General features: G+C 62.5%; 23 protein-coding genes. 15 read left to right on the forward strand and 8 right to left on the reverse strand.

All coding sequences use genetic code 11. From position 1 onward, the window contains the following. Positions 1-2: 2 nt before the first annotated feature. The 3 genes from ACR30Z_RS09075 to ACR30Z_RS09085 are packed head-to-tail and all read right to left on the reverse strand — an operon-like array spanning position 3 to position 3,367. Positions 3-938: a carbohydrate ABC transporter permease gene (locus ACR30Z_RS09075; protein ID WP_144652716.1), complete on the reverse strand. Its 936-nt coding sequence runs from the start codon at positions 936-938 to the stop codon at positions 3-5. Beyond that, the gene (locus ACR30Z_RS09080) at positions 935-1,996 is read right to left on the reverse strand and encodes a carbohydrate ABC transporter permease (RefSeq protein WP_144652715.1); all 1,062 of its coding nucleotides are present in this window, start codon (positions 1,994-1,996) and stop codon (positions 935-937) included. Before ACR30Z_RS09080 ends, ACR30Z_RS09075 begins: the two co-directional genes overlap by 4 nt. A gap of 12 nt (positions 1,997-2,008) precedes the next feature. After that, complete coding sequence (locus ACR30Z_RS09085) at positions 2,009-3,367, reverse strand: ABC transporter substrate-binding protein (RefSeq protein ID WP_434372197.1); 1,359 nt, start codon at positions 3,365-3,367, stop codon at positions 2,009-2,011. 135 nt (positions 3,368-3,502) lie between these two features. On the opposite strand from ACR30Z_RS09085, the gene ACR30Z_RS09090 reads away from it, so the two are divergent. The 7 genes from ACR30Z_RS09090 (at position 3,503) to ACR30Z_RS09120 (ending at position 9,149) form a co-directional block, all read left to right on the forward strand. Further along, entirely contained in the window at positions 3,503-4,525 is a 1,023-nt protein-coding gene (locus tag ACR30Z_RS09090; RefSeq protein WP_434372198.1) for a LacI family DNA-binding transcriptional regulator, read from the forward strand. Between the two features lie 68 nt (positions 4,526-4,593). Then, on the forward strand, positions 4,594-5,415 hold the full coding sequence (gene nadE / locus ACR30Z_RS09095; protein ID WP_434372566.1) for an ammonia-dependent NAD(+) synthetase: 822 nt from the start codon (positions 4,594-4,596) through the stop codon (positions 5,413-5,415). Positions 5,416-5,625: 210 nt separating this feature from the next. Continuing rightward, positions 5,626-6,285, forward strand: a complete 660-nt coding sequence (locus ACR30Z_RS09100; protein ID WP_434372199.1) for a PadR family transcriptional regulator — start codon at positions 5,626-5,628, stop codon at positions 6,283-6,285. Between the two features lie 88 nt (positions 6,286-6,373). Continuing rightward, on the forward strand, positions 6,374-7,132 hold the full coding sequence (locus ACR30Z_RS09105) for a MerR family transcriptional regulator (protein ID WP_434372201.1): 759 nt from the start codon (positions 6,374-6,376) through the stop codon (positions 7,130-7,132). Positions 7,133-7,176: 44 nt separating this feature from the next. Beyond that, positions 7,177-7,764: a TetR/AcrR family transcriptional regulator gene (locus tag ACR30Z_RS09110; RefSeq protein ID WP_434372202.1), complete on the forward strand. Its 588-nt coding sequence runs from the start codon at positions 7,177-7,179 to the stop codon at positions 7,762-7,764. Positions 7,765-7,827: 63 nt separating this feature from the next. Further along, positions 7,828-8,217, forward strand: coding sequence for a hypothetical protein (locus ACR30Z_RS09115; protein WP_434372203.1), 390 nt, complete (start codon positions 7,828-7,830; stop codon positions 8,215-8,217). A gap of 11 nt (positions 8,218-8,228) precedes the next feature. Next, positions 8,229-9,149, forward strand: a complete 921-nt coding sequence (locus ACR30Z_RS09120; RefSeq protein ID WP_434372205.1) for a hypothetical protein — start codon at positions 8,229-8,231, stop codon at positions 9,147-9,149. Positions 9,150-9,556: 407 nt separating this feature from the next. Here the strand turns inward: ACR30Z_RS09120 and ACR30Z_RS09125 are convergent, their stop codons facing one another. The 3 genes from ACR30Z_RS09125 to ACR30Z_RS09135 all read right to left on the reverse strand — a co-directional run bounded on the left by ACR30Z_RS09125 (position 9,557) and on the right by ACR30Z_RS09135 (position 12,604). Further along, positions 9,557-9,871: a glyoxalase gene (locus ACR30Z_RS09125; protein WP_434372207.1), complete on the reverse strand. Its 315-nt coding sequence runs from the start codon at positions 9,869-9,871 to the stop codon at positions 9,557-9,559. 589 nt (positions 9,872-10,460) lie between these two features. Next, entirely contained in the window at positions 10,461-10,868 is a 408-nt protein-coding gene (locus tag ACR30Z_RS09130) for an ASCH domain-containing protein (protein WP_434372209.1), read from the reverse strand. A 134-nt stretch (positions 10,869-11,002) separates the two neighbouring features. After that, the gene (locus ACR30Z_RS09135; protein WP_244296868.1) at positions 11,003-12,604 is read right to left on the reverse strand and encodes a molybdopterin-dependent oxidoreductase; all 1,602 of its coding nucleotides are present in this window, start codon (positions 12,602-12,604) and stop codon (positions 11,003-11,005) included. Between the two features lie 137 nt (positions 12,605-12,741). Here ACR30Z_RS09135 and ACR30Z_RS09140 point away from each other — a divergent pair, with 137 nt between their 5' ends. From ACR30Z_RS09140 to ACR30Z_RS09150, 3 genes are all read left to right on the forward strand, one after another. Next, on the forward strand, positions 12,742-14,253 hold the full coding sequence (locus tag ACR30Z_RS09140; RefSeq protein ID WP_434372211.1) for an aldehyde dehydrogenase family protein: 1,512 nt from the start codon (positions 12,742-12,744) through the stop codon (positions 14,251-14,253). Next, on the forward strand, positions 14,254-15,906 hold the full coding sequence (locus tag ACR30Z_RS09145) for a GMC family oxidoreductase (RefSeq protein WP_434372213.1): 1,653 nt from the start codon (positions 14,254-14,256) through the stop codon (positions 15,904-15,906). Between the two features lie 144 nt (positions 15,907-16,050). Continuing rightward, complete coding sequence (locus tag ACR30Z_RS09150; RefSeq protein ID WP_434372215.1) at positions 16,051-17,640, forward strand: APC family permease; 1,590 nt, start codon at positions 16,051-16,053, stop codon at positions 17,638-17,640. Positions 17,641-17,657: 17 nt separating this feature from the next. Here ACR30Z_RS09150 and ACR30Z_RS09155 read toward each other — a convergent pair whose 3' ends face one another. Beyond that, a complete protein-coding gene (locus ACR30Z_RS09155; RefSeq protein WP_434372217.1) occupies positions 17,658-18,875 on the reverse strand; it encodes an acyl-CoA dehydrogenase family protein in 1,218 nt (405 codons plus the stop codon). Positions 18,876-19,008: 133 nt separating this feature from the next. Between ACR30Z_RS09155 and ACR30Z_RS09160 the strand changes: the two genes are divergently transcribed. Both ACR30Z_RS09160 and ACR30Z_RS09165 read left to right on the forward strand, forming a co-directional pair. Continuing rightward, complete coding sequence (locus ACR30Z_RS09160; protein ID WP_434372218.1) at positions 19,009-20,727, forward strand: AMP-binding protein; 1,719 nt, start codon at positions 19,009-19,011, stop codon at positions 20,725-20,727. Positions 20,728-20,769: 42 nt separating this feature from the next. Further along, complete coding sequence (locus ACR30Z_RS09165; protein ID WP_105693751.1) at positions 20,770-21,276, forward strand: MarR family winged helix-turn-helix transcriptional regulator; 507 nt, start codon at positions 20,770-20,772, stop codon at positions 21,274-21,276. Between the two features lie 35 nt (positions 21,277-21,311). Here ACR30Z_RS09165 and ACR30Z_RS09170 read toward each other — a convergent pair whose 3' ends face one another. After that, positions 21,312-22,634: an HNH endonuclease gene (locus ACR30Z_RS09170; protein WP_434372220.1), complete on the reverse strand. Its 1,323-nt coding sequence runs from the start codon at positions 22,632-22,634 to the stop codon at positions 21,312-21,314. A 134-nt stretch (positions 22,635-22,768) separates the two neighbouring features. Here ACR30Z_RS09170 and ACR30Z_RS09175 point away from each other — a divergent pair, with 134 nt between their 5' ends. The 3 genes from ACR30Z_RS09175 to ACR30Z_RS09185 all read left to right on the forward strand — a co-directional run bounded on the left by ACR30Z_RS09175 (position 22,769) and on the right by ACR30Z_RS09185 (position 25,039). Continuing rightward, on the forward strand, positions 22,769-23,974 hold the full coding sequence (locus ACR30Z_RS09175; RefSeq protein ID WP_434372221.1) for an MFS transporter: 1,206 nt from the start codon (positions 22,769-22,771) through the stop codon (positions 23,972-23,974). A gap of 194 nt (positions 23,975-24,168) precedes the next feature. Next, entirely contained in the window at positions 24,169-24,636 is a 468-nt protein-coding gene (locus tag ACR30Z_RS09180; RefSeq protein ID WP_434372222.1) for a MerR family transcriptional regulator, read from the forward strand. Beyond that, positions 24,608-25,039, forward strand: a complete 432-nt coding sequence (locus tag ACR30Z_RS09185) for a VOC family protein (RefSeq protein ID WP_434372223.1) — start codon at positions 24,608-24,610, stop codon at positions 25,037-25,039. Before ACR30Z_RS09180 ends, ACR30Z_RS09185 begins: the two co-directional genes overlap by 29 nt. Positions 25,040-25,105: the final 66 nt, after the last annotated feature.

Below are 25,105 nucleotides of genomic sequence, written 5' to 3' on the forward strand. Positions count from 1 at the left end.
TGCTACTTGACTCCTCCGGCGGTGAGACCGCCCACTAGGTAACGTTGGAAAATCAGGTAAAGAATCACGACGGGAGCTGCGCAGACCAGCGAGGCCGCCATCATTTGGCCGTACAGGGGGATAGCTCCACCCTCCTGCGAGGCGCCGAAGATCTGCAAGGCCACTGCCGCCGTCTGGCTGTCAGGCCTGGTCATCACTGAGGCGAACAGGACATCGTTCCATCCGAGCAGGAAGGCGAAGATTCCCGAGACCACAATTCCAGGCCAGCTAAGCGGCAGGATGATGCGGACCAGGACACCAAGGTTGCTGGCGCCGTCGATCCTGGCAGCTTCCTCCAGCTCACGCGGCAGGCCGCGCAGGTAGGTGACCATCACCCAAGTGGAGAACGGCATGGCGAACGTCAGATAGGTGATGAACAGACCCCACTGCGTTCCGATCACCTGGACTCCCAGGTAGCTGGCAGCCGAAGAGAAGAGAACGAACACCGGCAGGACCATGAGTGTTCCAGGTACAGACTGCAGCGCCAGGAGGCTTCGCAGAATGGTAAGCCTGCCGCGGAACTGGTAGCGGACCAGCACGTAGGCGATGGACACCGACATGGCCGCTGAGACCACGGCCGTGGCTCCGGCTACCAGCACGCTGTTGGCAAGGCCTTTGGCGAGGCCGACGCTGGACCAGATCTTGGTGTAGTTCTCCAGGGAGAACGTGGACGGCCAGAACTCACCGTTGGCCACGCCGATGTCCGAGTTCACCGAGGCCAGGAAAATGTAGGCCACTGGAATCAGCACAATGGCGCTGAGGACCGTCAGGATGATTGCCAGCATAGGGCCGGGCAGAAGGCGGGTCACTTCATGCTGCCGCCTGGAGCCGGGCCGGAACGCGCTTCCTGAGGAACCCCGGTTGGCCGTGCCGCGAACGGAGGTGGTTGATGCGCTCACTTCTTGCCTCCAGGCGTCTCGGCGTCGTCCAGTTTGACGGCGCGCAGGTAGATGAACAGCGGTATGGCGATCAGCACCAGGGACACGAACGCCATGGCGGCGCTGAGGCCGAAGCGGAAGCTCTGGAAGCTGGTGACGTACGTCAGGATCGGAAGGACTTCGACGTCAGCCGGGGCTGGCACGCCGAACAACACGAACGGGAGCGTGAAGTTGTTGATGTGGTGCAGCATGCCGATCAGGAACGCCAGTGCCAGCGGGCCCTTGAGATAGGGGAAGATGACGTACCGCAGCTTGTTCCACCACAGCGCACCGTCCAAGGCCGAGGCTTCGTGGACCTCATGGTCCACGGATTGCAGGCCGGAAAGCGCCAGCAGGTAGATGAACGGCCAGGAAGCCCAGATCTGAACCAGGATGAGCGTCCAATACGTTTGCGGCCCATTGAGCCACAGGCCACCATCCATGCCGAACACGCCCAATGCCGAGTCCACCACGCCGTCCGGCTGGAACATGGTCCGCCACACAGTGGCCACCACGAAGGACGGAAGGACGTAGGGGATCAGGAAGATAGAGCGGACAAGTGCCCTGCCCTTGAACGCGTTCTGCGTGGCCACAGCCGCTGCGATTCCCAACGGCAAGGTCACCAACATTGCGATCAACGAATAGCTGACGCTCAGCCATACCGAATGCAGCAGCGGTGAGTCGGTCAGCGCCTCAACAAAGTTGTCGAAGCCGATGAAGGGGGCGCTGACCCATTTGCGCAGCGTGTACTGGTCCAGGTTGAGGGCTGACATGTAGATGCCCAGGAACAGCGGAATCACGATGATGACGAACATCAGGAGGCCGCCGGGGATCAGCATCCACAGTGGACGGTTACGCTCGCTCAGGCCCTTGCGGCGGGCGGGCTTCTTGTTGCGGCCGCCTGGCTGGATGGTTCTGGTGCCTGCGTTCGGCGGCGTGCCGCCGTCGGACGCTTGGGCTGCAGTGCCGGACCGGGCCGGCTGCCCTTCGGCAGCCGGGCCGGCGACGGCCTTCATTTCCCTGAAGGAATCAGTGGACATGGGGGATCCTGCCTAGGACTTCGCGGCCCGGTCGAGGGAGGCTTGGCCCTTGGACTGGGCGTCCTTGAGCCGTGACTCCAGGGCAGCGTTATCCACCGAACCGTTGGCGAGGTCCGGGATGGACTGGACGGTGACGTTCAGGAGACCCAGCTGGATGTCGCCCCACGCGCCGGTAAACGGAGTTGCCTTGGACTTTCCTGCAGCATCGGCGATGGGTTGAAGCTTCGGATCAGTCAGGGAGGCCAGGGCTTCGGCGTTCGCAGGGAGCTCGCCGAAGATCTTCTGGTAGTTCAGCTGTTCATCCTTGGAAGTGATGAGCTCGATGTAGGCGAAGGCAAGGTCCTTCTGCTGGGAGTAGTCGGCAACCACCACGTTGTCGCCGGAGAGGATGCTTGCGGCTTTGTCGCCGTCGCCCTTGGTCGATGCCTCGCCGGGAGCAGTGGTGGGCATGATCGAGTAGGCGTACTTACCGGCGATGGCCGACTTGTCCAGGGTCGGAACGGAGCTGGAGGTCGTCATCATCAGGTAGCCGGCCTTGCCGGACGCGAAGGCCGCCACGGCGTTGCTGTTGCTCCAGCCGATCGCTGCCGGATCCACGACCTTGTCCTTGGTGAGCCAGCCGAAGTAGGTCTCGTAGGCTTTCTTGACGGTGGGGTCGTCCATCTTCAGCTTGTCGCCGTCCACCAGCGGGTTGCCGGCCTGGACGGACATGGCCCAAATGAACTTCCAGGGGTCGAAGTTGTCCTTGTACCCGGTGGCCAGGCCGTACGTTCCGGCACCGGCGTTGGTCATCTTCTTGGCTTGTTCAGCGAGTTCATCCCAGGTGGTTGCCGGTTTCTCAATGCCTGCAGCCGCAAGGAGGTCTTTGTTGTAAGCCATAACGAACGGGCGGCTGACAAAGGGAATGCCGGCCATGTGCTCGGCGTCCGGGCCGGAGATTCCGAGGGCAGCCTGGTTGAAGCGGTCTTTTCCGCCCACCTTCTTCCAGTCATCATCGGAGAGGGTCACAAAAGCTTTGGTGGCGTAGGCCGTGGGGGTGAAGGTTGTGCCGAGGCTGTAGACGTCCGGGCCTTGGCCGGAAACCACGGATGTCTGGATCCGGGTCAGTTCATCGTTCGCGGAGGCGAATGTTTCAAATTCAACATCCGCCCCCGTCTTTGCCTTGAACTTCGCGGCAATGTCCTTGAACCACTCCTTCTGCTGCTCGGGGTACTGGTTGTTCACCCCGGTCAGGACGCTCAACTTCTTCCCGGCGCCGTCCACGGCACCTCCGGTGCTGTCTGAACTGCTGCCGCCTCCCCCGCAGGCAGTCAAAGCCAGGGCGGCCGTGGCGATGACGGCGGCCAGCTTCGCTGATGGTGCAAACCTCATTGTTTCCTCCTTGGATACCAAGCCCGCAGGTGGTGGTGTCGTGCGTCACAGGGGCTTCGTTGTCGAGTCTAGGGAGATGGCAATCCATGCGGCAAGCGTTTGCCAAAAGTTGCCAAAAGTGTTGCAATTACCCCCATGGCAGACTCAAAAGCCCGCACCGCAGCAGCCGTGCCCACCATCCGCGACGTGGCGGAGTTGGCCGGCGTGGCTACTTCCACTGTTTCCAGGGCACTCTCTAATCCCGGCCGGGTGAACCACGTGACGCGGGAGCGCGTCGAGCAGGCCGCGGCCGCACTGAATTACGTGCCAAGTTCGCAGGCGCGGGGCCTAAGCTCCGGAAGGACCAACGCCATCGCCCTGCTGGTCCCCGACGTCACCAACCCGTTCTACTTCGACATCATCAGGGGCACGCAGAACCAGCTCAAAGCTGCGGGTTACACGCAGTTGCTGGTGGATACCGAAGAGTCCGCTGAGATGGAGGCCGACACACTCCGCAAGATGCAGCGGACCGCGGACGGCTTCATCCTGGCAGCCTCCCGCTTGACCGACGCCCAGCTGGTGGAAGCAGCCTCCTCGCAGGCCATCGTCACCATCAACAGGTCATCCTCCAATGCGCCAACGGTCATGATCGACACCCCGGGCGCGGTGGTGCAGGCCCTGGAGCACCTTAGCTCGCTGGGCCACACCAGGATTTGCTACGTAGGCGGGCCGGCATCGTCATGGTCGAATGCCAAACGATGGAAGACCTTCGAAGACGAATGCCGGGAGCGCGGGCTCACGACGTCGCGGGTAGGACCCTTCACCCCCAAGACAACGTCGGGTGCGGCAGCCGCGGACGCCGCAGCCCGCACGGGCGCAACCGCCTGCATTGTCTTCAACGACCTCCTGGCTATCGGAATGCTTCAACGGCTGCGTGAGCGCGGCATCCGGGTACCCGAGGACATGAGCATCGTGGGCTGTGATGACATCTTCGGCGCAGATTTCTGCAACCCACCCTTGACCACCATGGCCTCACCCATTGAGCAGGCCGGGCGCGTTGCAGTCTCCATGCTGCTTGCACAGCTGGATCCTTTGCATGCCGGCTCCAGCCGACGCCTGGCCGTCATGCCCACCCACCTCACGGTGCGCGGCTCCACGGGCCCGGCCTCCCCCAACTGACTGTCACTTGGGTCATTCGCGTGCAATATGGTTGAGCCTTCGTGACCGCGCTGACTAGTGTGGATGACATGCGCGAACTCCAGGCCAAGATCATTGAGGAAATGGGCGTCCAGCCCCGGATCGATCCCGCGGAGGAGATCCGCAAGCGGGTCAGCTTCCTGAAGGACTACGTCAAAGCGACGGGCACCAAGGGCTTCGTCCTGGGCATTTCGGGCGGCATCGATTCTTCGCTGGCCGGCCGCCTCGCCCAGTTGGCCGTGGAGGAACTGGAAGCCGACGGCGTGGACGCGAACTTCGTGGCGGTCCGACTCCCCTACGGCATCCAGCATGACGAAGACGACGCCCAGGCTGCCCTTGATTTCATCAAGGCCAAGACCGAGTGGACCTACAACATCTCCCAGGCCGTGGACGGCTTCGAGGACGAGTTCGAGAAGACCACCGGCGCCCCGATCTCCGATTTCCACAAGGGCAACACCAAGGCCCGCGCGCGCATGATCGCCCAATATGCACTGGCCGGCGAACACAACTACCTGGTGATCGGAACCGACCACGGCGCCGAGTCCGTGACGGGCTTCTTCACGAAATTCGGCGACGGCGGTGCGGACATCCTGCCGCTGTTCGGCTTGAACAAGCGCCAGAACCGTGCGCTGCTTGCCGAGCTCGGAGCGCCTTCCCGTGTCTGGGAGAAGGTCCCCACGGCCGACCTCCTGGACGACAAGCCAGGCCGCACCGACGAGGACGAGCTCGGCATTACGTACGACCAGATCGACGACTACCTTGAAGGCCGCGACATCCCCCAGGACGCAGCGGAACTCATTGAGCAGAAGTACCTCCGGACCCGCCACAAGCGCACAGTCCCGGTCACCATCTTCGATACGTGGTGGAAATAACCACCGCTTTCCAGAACAAACCACGACGGCGGGTGCCGGCTTCCCAGGAAGTCCGCACCCGCCGTCGTGCTTTAAGACCCTCTCTCACATCCCACCCCCTTTCCACCAACCCTCTCTCACATACTCTTGACGTTGCGATAGATACCGATATATCGTTAACTATCGCCGATACTCCTTCGGCGTAACAACAACCGAAAGGACGATGCTGCTATGAAAGGCATCAACGAACACGACAACTCATTCCCCGAGCACGATCACGAACATGGACACCCCGGCCACGGACATGGACGAGGCCGCTTCAATCGCGGCAAAGGCCGACGCGGCCCTGGCGGACACGGCGGCGGATTCGGTCCCGGCGGCGGATTTGGACCAGGTTTCGGACCCGGCGGATTCGGCCCAGGCTTCGGCCCCAGGGGTTTCGGCCCCGGCGGTTCACGCCGAGCCAACCGCGGAGACGTCCGCGCGGCGATTCTCTCGCTGTTGGCCGAGGCTCCGTCCAACGGCTATGGCCTGATCAAGACCATCGCCGAGAAGACGTCCGGCGCATGGCGCCCCAGCCCAGGCTCCGTCTACCCGACGCTGCAGCAGTTGGTGGACGAGGAACTGATCGTCGCCGTCGGCGAAGGTCGGCGCACCGAGTTCACTCTCACCGATGATGGCAAGGCCTACATCGCCGAGCATGAAGAGGAACTCGCCAACGCCTGGAACACCGAGGCCGATGGAACCGGAGCGGCCTTCCACCAAAGCGTCGGCAAGCTCATGGGCGTCATCCACCAGTTCCGCGCCGCGGCTACTGACGAACAGCGTCAGGCCGCTATCGAGAAGCTCGACGAAACCCGCCGCGCGCTCTACCTGATCCTGGCCGACTAGTTCTCTCGGAATGAGGTCAAACCATCCTCTTGACCTTGACGTAGCGTCAACCCCTACTGTCGAAGAACAAGGCTAGGACGGAGGACTGATGGACTGGTCAATCCAGGAAATCGCCAAGATGGCAGGAACCACCAGCCGCACGTTGCGTCACTACGACGACATCGGGTTGCTGAAGCCAAGCCGGACCGGTCATAACGGCTACCGCTATTACGACGGTCCGGCCTTGGTTCAGCTCCAGCGCATCCTCTTGCTACGGGAACTAGGGCTTGGCCTCCCAGCCATCGCCGAAGTTCTCAACCGTGAGACGGACACTGTCAAAGCGCTGAGCAGCCATCTTGACTGGCTCGCCCAGGAGCAGGACCGGCTGACCCGGCAGATCGCCTCCGTTCGGCAAACCATCGACACAATGAAAGGGGATGGAAAGTACATGGCACAGGACATGTTTGACGGCTTCGACCACACTCAGTACAAGGACGAGGTGGAGGAACGCTGGGGCAAGGACGCTTACGCAGCCGGTGATTCCTGGTGGCGCGGCATGAGCGCCGAGGAAAAGCAGCAGTGGAAAGATCGCGTCCGGAAGCTGGGCTCGGACTGGATTTTGACCGCCGAATCCGGAGTCTCGCCGGATAGCGACGAGGCGCAGGACCTGGCGCGGCGTCACGTTGAGTGGCTCAGCGGCATCCCGGGAACCCCGACGGCGGCACCTGGCGGAGACGTGAAGGGTTACGTCACGGGACTCGGAGAAATGTACGTTGCTGATCCGCGGTTCGCGGCCAACTACGGTGGGGAATCAGGGGCGACATTCGTCCGCGATGCGCTGCGAATTTACGCAGAACAGAACCTGTAGACGGCCGGGATGCGCTGATCAGGGTTTCGCAATAGTCTGGCCGAATGGGTACAAGCACCGTAAAGTCCGGCGAACAGGTTGACAGGCAGAAGCGCATTCTCGACGCAGCGCTGGAGCTGCTGTCCCGCCACGGCATTTCGGGCATCAATATGCGCGCCGTGGCGCGAGAAGCCGGCGTCGCACTTGGGCTTGTGAACTACTACTACGAGGACAAGTCGAGCCTGATCCGTGCGGTGCTGCACCAGATTGAGGAACACGATCTCCTGCTGGTGGAGCCGTTGCCCACATCAACCCCGGACCAACAACTCCGCGAGTCACTTCGTCGGGTTGCGAGCCCAAGCCTCCTGACCACGCCGTACCTATCCCTCCGCCTCCATTTGTGGGCCCTCGCCCAGGCGGACGAGGACTTTGCACAGATCAATGCCGCAGCCTTTGATAGATATCTCCAGGGGCTTGCGGCCTTGATAGGCAACGCCGTTCCAGGGCTTTCGCCTGATGAATGCAGGGAGCGGGCAGACGACATCGTGGTGGTGCAGAACGGTATGTGGCTCACCACGCTTCTGGGCATCGACAAGGCGGCCATCGAGCGGGGAATTGCGCGCACGGAAGACATCGCCTTCGCCCCTCGCTGAGCACAACACGTGGGTAGTTCGCCCCATAGCGCCTAGGCAGGCCCCATAGCGCCTAGGCAGGATGTGGCCGAATATCAAGTGACCACATTGGAAGCCAAACAGATTTGGGGGAACACCATGAACATTTCTCGAAAGATTCTTGCTGCCAGCGCCGCCCTTGCCTTCATGGGCGGGACATTGCTCACGGCTCAGCCTGCGTTGGCTAACGATGGCTATGCCAACTGTAACGTCTGGATCCACTACGAGTTCAGTGTGGGAGGCACCTGCAATTCCGATGCGCCGGGCACTGAGTATCAGGTCGCGGGCAAGTGCCGTCATGTCCCCACCGGCCACGAGGCTATCGTGACCGGGCCCTGGAGGTGGCAGATGCCTGCCTCGCAAGGCCTTAACACCTCCTATGCCCAATGCCCGGCAGGCACCAGGGCGGTACAGGTTTGGCGCAACGTGCGATGAGCGGCCACACCATGAAACTCACCACGAAGCTGTTCGGGGGCCTCGCCGCCTGCGCACTGGCACTCTCCGGCGCAGCTCCCGCCAGCGCCGCCACCTCCTACCCCAGTCCCAAGCCGACCCCTACCGACTGCTACGGCGCCCTCCTGACCATGGAATCCAACCGCAACCTCGGCGCCGTCTTCCTCAGCGAGGGCAAGCTTCGCTGGGAACGCAGCAGCTGGTCCTCACCCGTTCCGTTCGATGCGACCTACCTGACGCAACTCGGCGGTTTGGGCGACGATACCTTCGGCAAGTTCTCCTACTTCGGCACCTCTTCGGACGGCACAGCTAAGTTCTACAACCAGCGGCAGGACCTCCAGGCAGACGGCACGTGGAAGCACTCCATCGACGGACCGGTGACCACCATCGGCAACGGCTGGTTCCAGAAGTCCATCACCACCACCTACAGCGGCACAGCCGACGTCCGCGGACAGCAGTTCATCTTCCGACTCACCAGCGGCGGCGAGCTCTACCGCTACACCATCGATTCGAGCGCGCGGACCATCACCGGCACGGTCAAGGTGTTCGGCGGAGGCGCCTCCATCACGTCCATCGGCTCGGCGCCTGCAGTCGCCGTCAACGGCAAACCCGTCGCCGTGTTGATGGCCACCCTCTCCACCGGTGAGCTGCGCCAGTACCTCATCCCGGATGCCACACCCACCCAGTGGAGCTCCAGGACGATTCGCCCGGCTGCGGGGAACGGTTGGCAGAACTTCACGGCCATCACCGCCAGGAACTGCGATAGCAAGGGGCAGATAGTGCTGGGCTATATCAAGCAGCGCTTGGTGGCCGCCTACTACGACCCCACCGGCCTGACCGCCAATGACAAGGACCTCGGAGGCGGGACCTCCTCCATGCCCGCGATGCCTGAAGGTATCCGGGTGTTCGGCTAACGCCACTCACTGACGGGATGAGGAAGCCGACGACGGCGGCAGCACCCGCCGTCGTCGGCATTCAGCCGTGGGGCGATTGTCAGCATCATGGCGAGAGTGACTCCCGCAAAGGGACCTTGATTGTTGGCTGGCAGCCGTAGAATCCCGCTGAGCTGTCCGTAAGGGGATATGAGTTCCTTGGCACCGTCATTTTCCTGATGATCGGGCCCATTTTCGTGATGGGGGCAGGCGTGGCGCTTGGCCTTCCTGTTCGCCTGAACCGCCGGCTGAGCCGGTGGTGACTGGGAAACTGGCGGGTGTACCTTCTCATTGCGGCAGCCGGAGCCGCGCTCCTGATTTCCGGCTTCAAGATACCGGAGCGCCAAGTTGGCGTAATAGAGGACGGACTGGAGACGGAAGGTGGGTGTCTATCGCAACGCCTGGACTAGCTCGCTCCCTTCAGGGGACAAGAACTCGAGCCGGTTGCCATTGTTGTCCCAAAGGTAGAAGCGCCTCATGCCCGGGAAGTTTTCGTCCCATTCCACAGTGAGACCAAAATTTTCAACTCGGCGGGCCAGCGCGTCCAGGTCGCCCACCAAAATTCCAGGATGAGCCTTTCGTTGGGGCCTGAAGTCCTCCTCAGCACCCAAATGGATTTCAAGATTGTCAGCGCGGACCCACAGTCCGCCACGCGCCGCCAGCACCGGCGGTTTCTGCACTTCCGTGAGGCCGAGAACGCCCACGTAGAAGTTCCTGCAGTCATCCTCGCCACCCTTTGGGATTGCCAACTGCACATGGTGAAGCCCCCAGCCAAAAGAGGTTCGCGTGGGACTGGATTCATAGGCAGCAACTTCTGACACAGAGACTCCTTCGACGTTTTGAACCCGAGTATGGCACCAATAAAACGTCTTTCCTTGTCAACCGAGTTGAACGAGGGGCGCGAGCTATGGCCAATTTGATGATTACGGCCGATAAGGGAGGGTCAGATCTTGCGAATAGTCGAGCGAACCTTAGACGAGCTCGGCTTCAAACAAGGCGCAGTGCAGTCCCGGATCTTCGCCGCTGCGAGGAGCCAGGGCCTCGAGCTCTGTCCCTTGGTGACCGGACCTTATCTCCGGTTGGCGATGATGGACCAAGCGAACGCACCCGACTCCACTTTGTCAGCGGGCCGCGCCCGACCGGAGCAATTCACATCGCATCCGTGCCCCTGAGCAACGACGTGGAGGACCCTAAAGGTTTCTACCTCCGTGTCTTGGACAGGCGTATTCCTGATCCCAGCTGGCTAGCCAGTCACAAGCTCGAATTGTCGTCGTCCTGGCGTAGACGGATCCCTTAGCCGGCAAGCCTGAACTGTTCGAGCACAATGAGCGACGCGTCGGTAATTTTGAAGCCGTCGCCTAGCTCAGCTTGCATTGCTTCTGAAGACCAGAATTCAGTGTGGCCTGCCCGCCATTCTGCGACCGTTTCATAACCCTCCCCCTCTGCCAGGGCGTGTTCCAACGGAACGTTTTGCAGCGGGACGATTCGGACCGCGGTGGTTTCGATTATTGCTACCTGTTCTCCGTTCGAATCGATGACCCCACCCCTGTCTCCCACAGCAGGAAGCGGTTCGTTGCCCGCCTCGTATTCATGGAGAAGAGAGCTCGTAGCAGTCTTGTGCCCAGACCGGATCGCACTAATAAGGCGATCGCGAAGTGGACCGGGAAAAGCGAACTCAATGACGGGCAGCTGTGCATCCATGGCAACAGTCAATCAGCTCTGAAGCTGTCCGTAAGCCGGTCCTCCACCGGCCGCCATGCAGTCCCAGATAGCGCTCATCAACGTCCTTCACCATGGAACGCCCCCTGGGGGAATCAGGTCGAACAGTCGAAAAGCTACTCCACAGTCACCATCACCGACGGCCAGCCCGAGGCTCCATCAGGCACCGGATCGGCGCGCTTTTCCGTCTGGACTTCGCCGGTGCCGTCGGTGGCGCGGGCTTTGACGTAATGGATGCCGGGTGTGGCGTCCCATTCATAGGACCACTGGCGCCAGGTGACTGTGGAGGCTTCGGTGGACAGGGTTGCTTCCGCCCACTCACCGTCGTCGATCTGCACTTCCACCTTGGTGATTCCCCGAGTCTGGGCCCATGCAGTGCCGCCCACGGCGACCTTGCCTGGCGGGAACTTCGCAAAGGACTTGGGCACGTCCACACGTGCCATGGTCTTGATGGGCCCGCGCTCCGACCAGCCACGCTCAGTCCAGTACGCTTTGCTGTCCGCGAAGCGGGTGACCTCAAGGTCCACCACCCATTTGGTGGCAGAGACGAATCCATACAGTCCCGGAACCACCATCCGCACGGGGTATCCGTGCTCCAAGGGAAGCGGTTCTCCGTTCATGCCGATGGCCAACATGGCATCGCGGTCATCCTGCAGGACCTCCAGAGGAGTGGAGGCGCTGAAGCCGTCAATGGATGTGGAGAGCACCATGTCCGCGCCCTCCTTGGGCTTGGCCCGGGCCAGAACTTCGCGGATGGGAAGGCCCAGCCACTTGGCGTTGCCGGCAAGCTTTCCACCCACCGGGTTGGAGACGCAGGTCAGCGTGACATGCGATTCGATTAGATCCGCATCGAGCAGGTCCTGAAAGGTGAGGGTGACCTCTTCCTCAACCATTCCGTGCACTCGCAGTTCCCAATCATCGATGTTGATTTCCGGGACGCTCAGTGCCGTGTCAATGCGGTAGAACTCGCTGTTGGGGGTCAGCCATGGCAAGACTCCCGGAACCGGGGACTGAACGCCAGCCGGTACAGGGGGCGCAGCCCTGACAGGTGTGGGCAACCGAAGGGCATCCCGCGCCTGGGCTATGTTGTTGCGCGCGGCACCCAGCAGCCGCCCACCGGTAGCTGCGATTCCGGCGGCCACCGCCGTGACACCGGCAGCGGCAAAGAAACGACGGCGGCTGGTGCCACCGCTTCCAACGCCGGCGCCTCCATCGCGAACCTCGACGTCGGACGCCAGGTCCGCCGGCGCTTCCGGCCACGCTTTCATCCCCCACAACGGGACCATGAGCCGGCGAAGGACGATGAGTCCTGAGACCGTTCCCAGAATTGTAGGGATGGCATCGGCCGGCCCCACGCCGGCGCGGGTCAGGACAGCGGCCACAATCACAGCGCCCATAAACAGCACGCCCAGGACGCCCAGCGCCCATTTTCGGTAGGCCACTACCCCCAGAATGCAGGCCAGCACGGCAATCGTCAGGCCCATGCCTACGAACAATGCGGCCTTGTCGTTGGTACCGAAGGTGGCGATCGCAAAGTCCTTCATCCACGAAGGTGTGAAGTCGATGAACGTGGATCCCAAGGCAAACACCGGGGTTGCCCTGGCGGTGAAGAAGGCGCCGATCAACTCGGCCACGGCGAGCACGACGCCGGCCGACACCACGCCTGCCAGCGCTGCCATGGTTTCGGGGCCTTTGGTCCGGAGTCCGAGCTTTTTCATGTGAGTGGTTCGTAGCAGCCGCGGGCAGGGATGGGTGAGTGTCAGCCCTGTCCTCCAAGCCGACCCTGCACGTCATTTTGAACATCTGTTCATAATTTTCCTTGAACAGATGTTCAAGATGCACTAACCTCCCTCGTATGACCCAAGCCACATTTTCCGATTCCGCCTCCACTCTTTTCATCAATGGATCGTGGGAGCCAGCCGCTTCCGGTGCGGTGCGCGCAATCCACAACCCGGCCGACGGCGAACTGGTCGCCACGGTGTCCGAAGCCGGCCGCGAAGATGCCGAGCGTGCCATTTCCGCAGCCCGCGCGGCCTTCGACTCCGGCGTTTGGGCGCACGTCCCCGCTCCCGAAAGGGGCGCGTTCCTACTGAAGGTCGCCGGAGAACTCCGCGAACGACGGGAAAAGTTCGCCCGCGCCGAATCCCTGGACACGGGCAAGAGAATCATCGAAAGCCGTATCGACATGGACGACATCGCGGCCTGCTTCGAATACTTCGGCAGGCTCGCCGGGCAGTCGGCAGGCAGGATTGTCGACGCCGGGGACGCCGCCGTCGTCAGCAGAATCGTCTACGAACCCGTTGGCGTCTGCGGCCTCATCACCCCATGGAACTATCCGCTGCTGCAGGCCGCCTGGAAGATCGCGCCCGCGCTGGCCGCAGGCTGCAGTTTCGTCCTCAAACCCGCCGAGCTGACCCCCTCCACCGCCATCCTTGCCATGCAGTTGCTCAAGGATCTCGGCCTGCCGGATGGCGTTGCCAACCTCGTCACCGGCCCCGGCGCAAAGGCGGGCGCGCCGCTTTCCGAGCACCCCGACGTCGACCTCGTATCCTTCACCGGCGGACTGGAAACCGGCAAGCGCGTGGCGGCAGCAGCAGCGGGCACCGTAAAGAAGGTGGCACTGGAGCTCGGCGGCAAGAACCCCAACGTGGTGTTCGCTGACGCTGACTTCGACGCCGCCGTCGACAACGCGCTGAACGGTGCCTTCGTGCACTCAGGGCAGGTCTGTTCAGCGGGGGCGCGGCTGGTGGTGGAGGAATCCATCGCCGAGCGCTTCGTTGACGAACTGGTCCGCAGGGCACAGGAGATCCGCCTCGGCGGCCCCTTCGATGAGTCCGCCGAAACCGGACCGCTGATTTCCGCAGCGCACCGGGAGAAGGTCCATAGCTACGTCCAGCGCGGCGTAGCGGAAGGTGCCCGGCTGCGGTGTGGCGGCTCAGCACCTGAAGGGGAAAAGTACGACGCCGGCTTCTACTACCAGCCGACCGTCCTGGACCGCGTCCAACGAGGAATGTCCGTGGTGGCCGACGAAGCCTTTGGCCCGGTAGTGACGGTGGAAACTTTCCGGACCGAGGACGAAGCCGTGGCCACCGCCAACGACACCATCTACGGGCTGGCGGGCGCCGTCTGGACTCAGGATGCCGGCAAGGCCCAGCGGGTAGCGGGACGGTTGCGGCACGGCACGGTCTGGATCAACGACTACCACCCCTACCTTCCGCAGGCCGAGTGGGGCGGCTTCGGCCAGTCCGGCGTCGGCCGCGAGCTCGGCCCCACCGGACTGGGTGAATACCAGGAAGCCAAGCACATCTACCAGAACACCAGCCCGCAGGTGACCGGCTGGTTCGCAGACCACGGCAAGGAGAACTAGATGCACCTTGACAACATTGAGAACCTCAGCGAGCGCGGGTTCGACTACGTCGTCATTGGCGGAGGATCGGCCGGCGCCGCCGTTGCCGCCAGGCTGAGCGAGGACCCTGACGTTACAGTGGCGTTGGTAGAGGCGGGTCCGGATGACAGGAACCTGCCGGAGATCCTGCAACTGGATCGCTGGATGGAGCTGCTGGAATCCGGCTACGACTGGGATTACCCGGTGGAACCGCAGGAAAACGGCAACTCTTTCATGCGCCACGCCCGCGCCAAGGTGATGGGCGGCTGCTCCAGCCACAACTCCTGCATCGCTTTCTGGGCTCCCCGCGAAGACCTGGATGAGTGGGAATCGAAGTACGGCGCCACGGGCTGGAACGCTGCTGCCGCCTGGCCCTTGTACCAGCGCCTGGAAAGCAACGAGGACGCTGGACCGGAAGCTCCACACCATGGCCACGACGGCCCGGTGCACCTGATGAACGTTCCTCCGAACGATCCCGCCGGCGTCGCGCTCCTTAATGCCTGTGAGCAGACGGGCATTCCCCGCGCAAAGTTCAACGACGGCACCACCGTGGTCAACGGCGCCAACTTCTTCCAGATCAACCGCCGCTCTGACGGGACGCGTTCATCCAGTTCCGTCTCTTACATCCACCCGATCATTGACCGCCCCAACTTCACGCTCCTCACGGGCCTCCGGGCCCGCCAACTGGTATTCGACGCGGACAAGCGCTGCACCGGCGTCGATGTCGTGGACTCGGCCTTCGGCCGCACACACAGGCTGAACGCACATCACGAGGTCATCCTGTCCACCGGCGCAATCGATTCCCCCAAGCTCCTCATGCTCTCCGGCATAGGCCCGGCCGCGCACCTCGAGCAGCATGGCATCGAGGTCCTGGTGGATTCCCCGGGCGTCGGCGAGCACCTGCAGGATCACCCGGAGGGCGTGGTGCAGTTCGAGGCCAAGCAGCCCATGGTGCAGTCCTCCACCCAGTGGTGGGAGATCGGCATTTTCACTCCCACCGAAGAGGGCCTGGACCGCCCGGACCTGATGATGCACTATGGCTCCGTCCCGTTCGACATGAACACCCTGCGCTACGGCTACCCCACCACGGAGAACGGCTTCAGCCTGACTCCGAACGTCACCCACGCGCGTTCCCGCGGCACGGTCAGGCTGCGCAGCCGGGACTTCCGGGACAAGCCCATGGTGGACCCTCGCTACTTCACCGATCCGGAGGGCCACGACATGCGCGTCATGGTGGCCGGTATCCGCAAAGCCCGCGAAATCGCCACGCAGCCGGCCATGGCTGAATGGACCGGTCGGGAGCTCTCCCCTGGTATCGAAGCGCAAACCGATGAGGAACTGCAGGACTACATCCGCAAAACGCACAACACCGTGTACCACCCCGTCGGCACTGTCCGCATGGGATCGGTGGACGACCATATGTCACCCTTGGATCCCGAACTGCGGGTCAAGGGCGTTACCGGATTGCGCGTGGCGGACGCCTCCGTCATGCCGGAACACGTCACCGTCAACCCGAATATCACCGTGATGATGATCGGCGAACGCTGCGCCGATCTCATCAGGGCCGATTTCAACAGCAACCGGACGGAGGAAACCACGACGGCGGAAGCCGGCTTCAGCTTGTCTGTCGCCTGAACAGGCACCCTGCTTTTAGACCCACGCAACAAACAATGGGGGAACAGCCGGAGGCACAGCGTGGTGCCCGGCCTTTGATTTCGACTGCGACCAACGGCGGCCGCAGGTAATCACCATTCGTGCACGTCTGAACTAGGAGTTCGCATGTCAGAACCCAGCAAATTAGGACCCTGCAAGAGCGATGCAAGCGGCATGGACGAGTTTGGCTACGCCCAAACCCTGGACCGCAGCATCGGTAAGTTCGCCAGCTTCGCCGCCGGCGTCAGCTACATCTCCATCCTCACCGGCGTTTTTCAACTGTTTTACTTCGGATTCTCGACGGCGGGACCCGCCTACGCTTGGTCGTGGCCCATCGTCTTCGTCGGCCAGCTCATGGTCGCCCTGTGCTTCGCGGAATTGGCTGGACGCTACCCCGTGGCCGGATCGGTCTACAACTGGGCCAAGAGGCTCTCCACCGGAACGTGGGCTTGGTTGGCGGGCTGGTTGCTGCTGCTCTCCTCCATCATGGCCCTGGGTTCGGTTGCCTTGGCCCTCCAAATCACGTTGCCCCAGATCTGGAGCGGCTTCCAACTGGTGGGTGATGGAACGGGGCCCTATGACTTTGCGGTCAACGGGGTTGTCCTGGCCAGCATCATGATCGGCATTTCCACCCTCATCAACGCGTTCGGCGTGAAACTGATGACCATGATCAACAGCGTGGGCGTGTTCGTGGAACTGATTGCGGCCGTCCTGCTCATTGCGGCGCTTATCTGGCACTCCGTGCGGGGGCCGGAAGTCCTCCTGGATACTGCCGGATTCGGTGAAGAGCATCCTCTGGGCTTCTTCGGAGTGTTCCTCATTGCTGCCATGGCTTCGGGGTACGTCATGTACGGCTTCGACACCGCCAGCTCCTTGGGCGAAGAAACCAAGGACCCCAAGAAGACGGCACCCAGGGCGATCCTGCGCGCCGTCACGGCGTCCTTCCTTCTCGGAGGCCTGCTCCTCCTGGGCGGAATCCTTGCTGCGCCCGATCTTTCAGATCCAAAGCTCGGAGCGGCCGATGGCGGGCTGCAGTACATCGTGCTGTCGGTGCTGGGCGGGCCTTTCGGCAAGGCCTTCCTGGTGTGCATCGTGGTGGCCGTGGTGGTCTGCACACTGGCCGTCCATGCAGCAGCCATCCGGATGATGTTCGCCATGGCCAGGGACAACAACCTTCCCTTCAGCCGTCAGCTCAGCAAGGTGCATCCCACGCGTAAGACTCCCACCGTCGCTGCCATCGTCATTGGTGTGGTGGCCGTTATTCCGTTGATCGTCAACATCTCCCAGCCGGCCATCTTCACCATTCTCTCCAGCATCAGCATCGTCCTGATCTACCTGTCCTACCTGCTGGTGACCGTGCCCATGCTGCGGCGCCGTTTCCTGAAGAAGTGGCCCCTCAGGGACGACGGATCAGAACCGGGCTTCAGCCTCGGAAAATGGGGGCTGCCCGTCAACATCCTGGCCGTGCTGTGGGGCGGTGCCATGACGCTGAACCTGGTGTGGCCGCGGCCGGAGATTTACAACTCGGTGCCGCCGTTCGAGTGGTACCTGCAATGGGGCGGTGTGATCTTTGTTGGCACAGTCATCATCGGCGGCACGCTGCTTTACCGCCTGCGCATCAGGCACAAGACCGGAGTCCTGGCCGAACACGCAGCCGTCGCTACGCCTTCGGATCCGGAGCCGGACCCGGCCTTGGTGGTAGCTCAGAAATCGTGACCCACGCCCGGGCGGTCTCAGACAAACGCAGATTTACCCGTTACCGCCCGGGCCACGATCATGGAATTGATCTCGTAGCTGCCCTCGTAGGTGTAGAGAATCTCGGCGTCACCGAAGAGCTTGCCCATCTCGTAATCCGTGGTGATCCCGTTCCCGCCCAGGAGGGAGCGTCCCATCGCCACGGATGAGCGCGCCAGCCGGGTGGTGGTGGCCTTGCACATGGCAGCCTGCACCATTTCGAGCTTCCCGGCCTGCTGGATCCGCGCGAGTTCCACCATCATGGACAGCGATGCGTTGGCATTACCCAGAATGTCGGCGAGCTGCTGCTGGACCAGCTGGAAGCGAGCCAGTTCCTTGCCGAACTGATGACGCTCCAAGGCGTAGGACCGGGCGATATCAAAGGCAGCCAACTGGATACCCGCAGCCTGCCACCCAACCCAGGCCCGGGAATCCCGCAACAAGTCATTGGCCCGTGAGAACTCGGTTGCTCCGGGCAGCAGGTTTTCCGCCGGAATGCGGACATCGTCCAGCACGATGTCCGCATTTTGCATGATGCGGAGTCCGATCTTGTTGGAGATCTTGGTGGCCGAGTAGCCGGGGCGGTCCGTCTCCACGATGAAGCCCTTGATCTGCCCATCGGATTCGTCACGAGCCCAGACCAACGCGAAGTCGGCAATCGTGCCGGCCCCAATCCAGCGCTTGGCACCGCTGATGACCCATTCGCCGCCGTCGCGCCGCGCCGTCGTCGAGAGCCCTCCGGCGATGTCGGAACCGTGGTCCGGTTCGGTCAGGGCGAAGGCGCCAAGCTGCGTCAAGGCCTCCAGTCCAGGCAACCAGCGGCGCTTCTGCTCGGGAGACCCAAGCTCGTCAATCATGCCAACGATGAGTTCGTTATGGATGCCCACCAGGGCCGATAGAGACACGTCGGCCCGGGCAATCTCGGTGTACATGAGGCCTTTGAACAACTTGGAGGAGCCGTCCGTCTGCAACCCGCCGAGTCCCAACTTGGCCATATCGGCCAGCAGCCCGAACGGGAACTCTTCCCGGTTCCAGTAGTCAATGCTTGCTGCCCGGATCCGTGTTTGCAGGAACTCCCGGATTTCGAGGTATCGCGCACGCTCTCCCGCCGGAAGCAGGTCTATGACGTGCATCAGGTCCGCCTCCGGGTAAGGAGGGAGGACGTGTTCTGTCGCCGCACCACTGGTAACGGTGCCGGCAGCTTTGTCGTCGAGCATCAGACCCCTTCGTCATGTCCCGCACAGGCTCTTCCAAACCCTTGGATGTCCTAGTATATTGCAAGGTGATGTGGATCACTAGGCGGGATGCTGTGGCAACGGTGCCGGGCACTCCGAAAGCGAAAGGCGGACTATGACAGTCACAGACGACTTCCGTGCGGCCCGCGACCGGCTGCTGGAGCTGCGCGAGGACTACAAGCAGGCACACGCCGAATTCCAGTGGCCACGCTTCGAGGAATTCAACTTCGCCCTCGACTGGTTCGACCAGATCGCCGCGGACCGGACCAAGGGCAACAAGCCCGCGCTGGTCATCGTGGAACAGGACGGCAGCTCCACCCGCCGAACCTTCAAGGACCTCTCGCAACGGTCATCCCAGCTGGCCAACTGGCTGCGGGATCAGGGAGTCAAGCGCGGCGACCACATGATCATCATGCTCGGCAACCAAGTGGAACTCTGGGAACTCATGTTGGCCGGCATCAAGCTGGGCATCGTCATGATTCCCACCACCACCCTCATGGGTGCCCGCGATCTCCAGGACCGGGTGGAACGCGGCGGGGCCAACTGGGTTGCCGTCGGAAACGCCAACATCGGCAAGTTCGCGGCGGTGGAGGGTGACTACACGCTGATCGAGATCGGTGCGGAGCGCACCAATGCGAACGCTAAACAGTACGCGGATTCGTACGACGCCGGCACGGACTTCACGCCCGACGCAACCACCAAGGCAGACGAGACCCTGCTCCTCTACTTCACCTCCGGCACCACGTCCCGCGCCAAGCTGGTGGAGCACACTCACACGTCATACCCCGTGGGCCATCTGTCCACGATGTACTGGATCGGCCTTGAACCCGGCGACGTACACCTGAACGTGGCGTCGCCTGGTTGGGCCAAGCACGCGTGGTCCAACGTCTTTACGCCCTGGATCGCCGAGGCCTGCGTCTTCATTTACAACTACGAACGCTTCGACGCCGCCGCCCTCATGGACCAGATGGGCCGCGAAGGCGTCACCAGTTTCTGCGCTCCGCCCACGGTGTGGCGCATGCTCATCCAGGCCGACCTTACCCAGCTCACTACCCCTCCGCTGAAGGTCGTCTCGGCCGGCGAACCCCTCAACGCCGAGGTCATTGGCCAGGTGGAGGAAGCCTGGGGCGTCACCATCCGCGACGGTTTCGGGCAAACAGAATCCACCGTCCAGATCGCCAACACACCGGCCCAGCCGGTGAAGATCGGCTCCATGGGCAGGCCACTCCCCGGATACGACGTTGTCCTGGTGGATCCAAACACCGGGAAGGAAGCCGACGACGGCGAACTCTGCTTGCGTCTGGACCCCCGGCCCGTGGGGCTCATGAAGAGCTACTTCGGAGACGCAGCCAAAACGGCCGAGGCCTTCCGCGACGGCTACTATCACACCGGCGACATGGCCAGCCGGGACGCCGAGGGCGTGATCACTTATGTAGGCCGGGACGATGACGTCTTCAAGTCCTCCGACTACCGTTTGTCCCCGTTCGAACTCGAAAGCGTGCTGATCGAACATCCCGCAGTGGCGGAGGCCGCCGTCGTACCCTCGCCTGATGCCGTGAAGCTCTCGGTGCCCAAAGCGTTTGTGGTGCTGGCTGCCGGCTACCAACCCGGGCCGGCGGTCGCGGAGGACATCCTTAGGTATTGCCGCGAGCATCTGGCGCCGTTCAAACGGATTCGCCGGCTCGAATTCGGTGAGCTGCCCAAGACCATCTCAGGCAAGATCCGGCGAGTTGAACTGCGCGGGACAGAGGTTGCCCGGCATGGCGATGGCCCGCTGCCCGCCGGTTTGGGCGTCGAATACACCGAGGAAGAGTTCCCGAATCTGAAAGACTAGCCACCCGGGACATCAGGCCAACCAAGCAACCGAAGGAGGCCCATGGGCACCCCACTCCCCCGCGACCCCATCGCCGACGCCCAGCGTAACTGGGAACGGCATGGCTGGGGCGACGTCGCGGCGCCCATGGCCGCCATCACCGCGATCATGCGCACCCAGCAGATCCTGCTGGCGCGCATCGAAACGGTGCTCAAACCGTTTGGGCTGACTTTCGCACGCTACGAACTCCTGGCGCTGCTGAGTTTCGCCCGCAGCGGCGCGCTGCCCATGAACAAAGCCAGCGCGCTCCTGCAGGTCCATCCCACTTCGGTGACCAACGCCGTCGACCGCTTGGAGAAAGCCGCCCTGGTGGCGCGTTCCCCGCATCCAACAGACGGACGCACCACCCTGATCGAGCTCACCGCCGAGGGCCGCACCCTCGCGAAGAAAGCGACGGCGGCCCTCAACGCCGAGGTTTTCGGCAAGTCAGGTTTCGGGCCCGACGACGTCGATCACCTCATCCGCGTCCTGGGCACCTTCCGCAGGGACGCCGGAGACTTCGAAGACTAAGGCGCTGAACGGGCTTTTCTACGTGTCCGGGGTTTCTACGTTCTGGAAGGCTGATGCCCGGGCAGGCGTGGCGCTTTCGATTGGTAAGTATGCCCAGTGGGCGTACGGATTTCCACGGTGTGCACGTCGGCATGCACAGCACGGGTGCTCCACCGAGGGGATTCCTTCGTGTGGTTGCATGCTTCGCATAGTCCTGCGCCATTAGCGAGGTTTGTTTGCCCACCGGAACGCCACGGAACCACATGGTCAATATGCCGTATGGGCGCATCGCAATACGGCGTCCGGCAGGTGTCGTCACGGGTTTCGATGAAGCGCCGGAGCCCACCAGCGAAGACCCGGGCCTTGGAGTCGGCGGCAAGGAGTTCTCCCGTGGTTGGAGCCGTGTAGAGCCGGCGAAGCCAGACAGTGAGCTCTGTCTTCGGCACTGCCGCGTGACCTTGACCGGTTTGCCCTGTTCCGAGCAGTTCCCTTCCCCATTCAGCGGGGACGATTCCATAGCCCTTGAGCCGGGCTGGTTCACTGTCACCTTGGAACAGGGTGCGGTCAGTCATAACGAGGTCCAGGTTGACTCCCGTAATCCCGCCCGGGGTACCGGTGATGCGTTCGACGAGGGTATCGGCCATGGCTTGACCGCGGTTCCGGCCATCGCCGCTGGAACGGGCTGAATCTGCGGCCCGGGTCAGCGCCGCGTAGACCGCCACTCCCTGGGCAACGGGAAGGAGGGCCGTCAGGTAGGTCATGGTGTCCGGCGCCGGACGCAGGCTCACTGTCCTCTCGGTTGCAGCGCGGCTGGCACGCCCGGCCACTGACCGGGGATCCCTCCGATATGCGGCAGCTTTCGCCGCGGCCACGATCGCTTTGTCGCCCTTCCCGGCAAAGGTCCCTGTGTCGGGGGCGAGCTCCTCGTCGACAGCGGCACGGTCCTCAACAGACAGGCACGCGGTTTCTTTCACCAGCAGCGTGGCACGCCACTCATTCAGCTGCCCGGACTGCAGCGCTGCCAAGGTGTGCGGCATCTCGATCACGAGGGCCTTCGCCAAACCAAGCAACCGGGAGCCGCGGTTCGGTGATTCCCTCCTTGCCAGCGCCACTTGGGCTCCTACGCCCTGGCCGCGCTCCGAGGAAGGGACCCCTGCCTCGGCCTGCTCCTGACGTTGAGCCAGATCAAAAGCCACAGCAACCCGCGCCTGCAAAGCGGTGATCGCCGATTTCATCTCCTCCAGGGCCCGCAACTGCTCGATCAGGCCCCCACTAACGGTGCTGGCTGTACCCCTGCCTGGCTGAACGGAATCCACAACGACGGGAGCGCGCCCGAGCGCCACTGCTGTGCCCGTATGCCTCTCCCCAATTCGTTCCATTCCCCTACTCTGGCAGCAGGCACTGACAATATAAGGTCAGCGATCCCATAGCCTTTGCGCAGCGAGGGAGTCCCTCGGAGGACCTCCCTCAAGCGGGACTCCCTCCCCCGCTGTGAACCTGATGTTCTGGATCCATGACCACAACCTTTCCCACCGCCAAGACCCGGCGTCTGCCGTTGGTGGCCTACGTCCTGGCAGCCGGAGTGTTCCTCATGGGGACCACGGAGTTCATTGTTGCCGGCATCCTGCCGGAAATCGCCACTGACCTCGGCACGTCCGTAGCCGGTGCGGGCCTCATGATCACGATCTTCGCGGTGGGGATGATCGTGGGTACCCCTACAGTGTCCATCCTGACTCTTAAGCTGCCACGCCGCCTGACTCTGAGTCTCGCATTGGTGGTCTTCGCGGTGGGTCATGTGATTGTGGCGCTTTCCTCGAACTTGACGATCATTCTTGGCGCGCGTTTCCTCACGGCGTTGGCGACAGGCGCTTTTTGGGCGGTAGCCGCCGTCGTGGGTGCCAAAGCGGCAGGCGCTGCGGCAGCTTCGCGGGCGCTGGGGGTGGTGTTGGGCGGCGGGATGCTTGCCAATGTGGTGGGTGTTCCCCTTGGGGCGTTTGCCGGTCAGGTGATTGGCTGGCGGGGACCGTTCTGGATACTCGCTTGCCTGGCCCTGGTGGGTGCAGTTGCCGTGTACCGGTTGGTTGCCGAGGATCCTGTTTCGGGACCCACCCCGTCGGTGCGTGCTGAGCTGGCGAGTATGCGGGACTCGAGGGTATGGCTTGTCCTGGCGGGCTGCGCGATGGTGTGCGGATCTTCCTTGGCTGCCTACACCTTCATCTCTCCGCTGCTCACCGAGAACACCGGGCTTGCCGCAGCCGCGGTTCCGCTGGTGCTGATGGCGTACGGTGTCGGGGCGTTCATCGGCTCCACCCTGGGTGGCCACTTCGGTTCCCACCGCCCATACCCGGCACTGTTCATCTCAGCAGGCATGACATTCCTGGTTCTCGGCGCTCTCTTCCTGTTCTCCCACTTTGCGGTGGTCGCAGTGGTCCTGATCTTCCTGCTGGGCCTCTTCGGGATGGCAACGAACCCGATATTGATCGGCAAGGCCGTGAGCTATGCCGGGCAAGCTCCAACCCTGGCCTCGGCGCTCAGCACTTCGGCGTTCAATCTGGGCACGGCAGTGGGTTCCTGGATGGCCGGCTTCGCATTGGAGTCCGCGCTGGGAGCCAGCGGTCCGGTGCTGGTGGGTGCGGGAGTAGCTGCGCTCTACTTCCTGCCGCTCCTGGTGTTGTTTCGGAAGGACCGGCGGGAACGTCGGCCGGAAGAAGAGCGCTGATCTCCCCATGGACCTCAACCGCGGAGGGTCTCCTGGGCCCGGTGTCTTGACAGAGACGCCTCGGAATTCGTGTCCATATTGAGGGTGGTTCTTGCCCGAAGTGAAGCAAAGGCTGCCTGTTCCCCCGTCGGCATTTCCGCCGAGAGCAACTCAATGGTGGGGACAAAGTCCCCCATCGTGGAGTTGACTGTTATATGGCGGATTTCTTCAACGAGGACGGTTGTATGAGGATTGGAGAATTATCCACGAGGACTGGCGTCAGCGTCAGGTCGCTGCGTTATTACGAACAGCAGCTCTTGGTTGAGCCGCAGCGGACTTCGGCGGGCCACCGCATTTACTCGTTCGAAGACGAGCATCTTGTGCTTCAGATCCAAGACTTATTTGAAGCTGGTTTTTGCAGCTCCGTAATTCGCACGCTGCTTCCTGCCTTGCTCAATCCCGAGAGAAACCGTGAAATGATCCTAGCGGCCGTGACAGCTGCGCGGGCGCGGCTGGAGAGCGAGAAAGAAACCGTCGAAGCCGAACTTCGGCAGCTGAAACGGCTAGGAGATCGCTACGGACTTGCACCTGACACGCATGTCACCCTCCAAGATGATGGACATGAACCTTCCACAGCCGCCCAGACAGTTGCGTTTGATCATCGAAACAGACGACTTCGATAGCGCCCTACATTTTTACCGTGACGTCCTTGGGCTTACGGAACAGCCTGCTTTCGCAACCGACGGTGAGGATCGAGTGGCAATACTGAACGTCGCCGCGGCGACGATTGAGCTCGCCACACGCACACACATTCACAACATCGACGCTATCGAGAACGCACCATCTGTCGAAGGGCCTACTGCCCGAATCGCCCTTGAGGTGGACAACACCGAAGTCGCAATGACCTCCGCCGAAGAGTTTGGATTGAAGGTGCTCGCACCTGCAATCAGAACTCCCTTCGAGACCATTAACGGAAGAGTTCAAGGTCCTGCTGGCTGGCAACTGACCTTCTTCCAAGAACTTGAAACTCTGCAAGAACGGACCCAGAGGAAGGGCTTCACCACTGATGCCCATCGGTCCCGGTAAGGTTCCTCTGAAGCTGCACGCCTTGCCGGCGGGAGCGTAGGTGAAGACGCAGCAGCCGTCCGGCAG

Source organism: Paenarthrobacter sp. FR1 (assembly GCF_051106045.1).
Classification (GTDB): Bacteria; Actinomycetota; Actinomycetes; order Actinomycetales; family Micrococcaceae; genus Arthrobacter; species Arthrobacter nitroguajacolicus_A.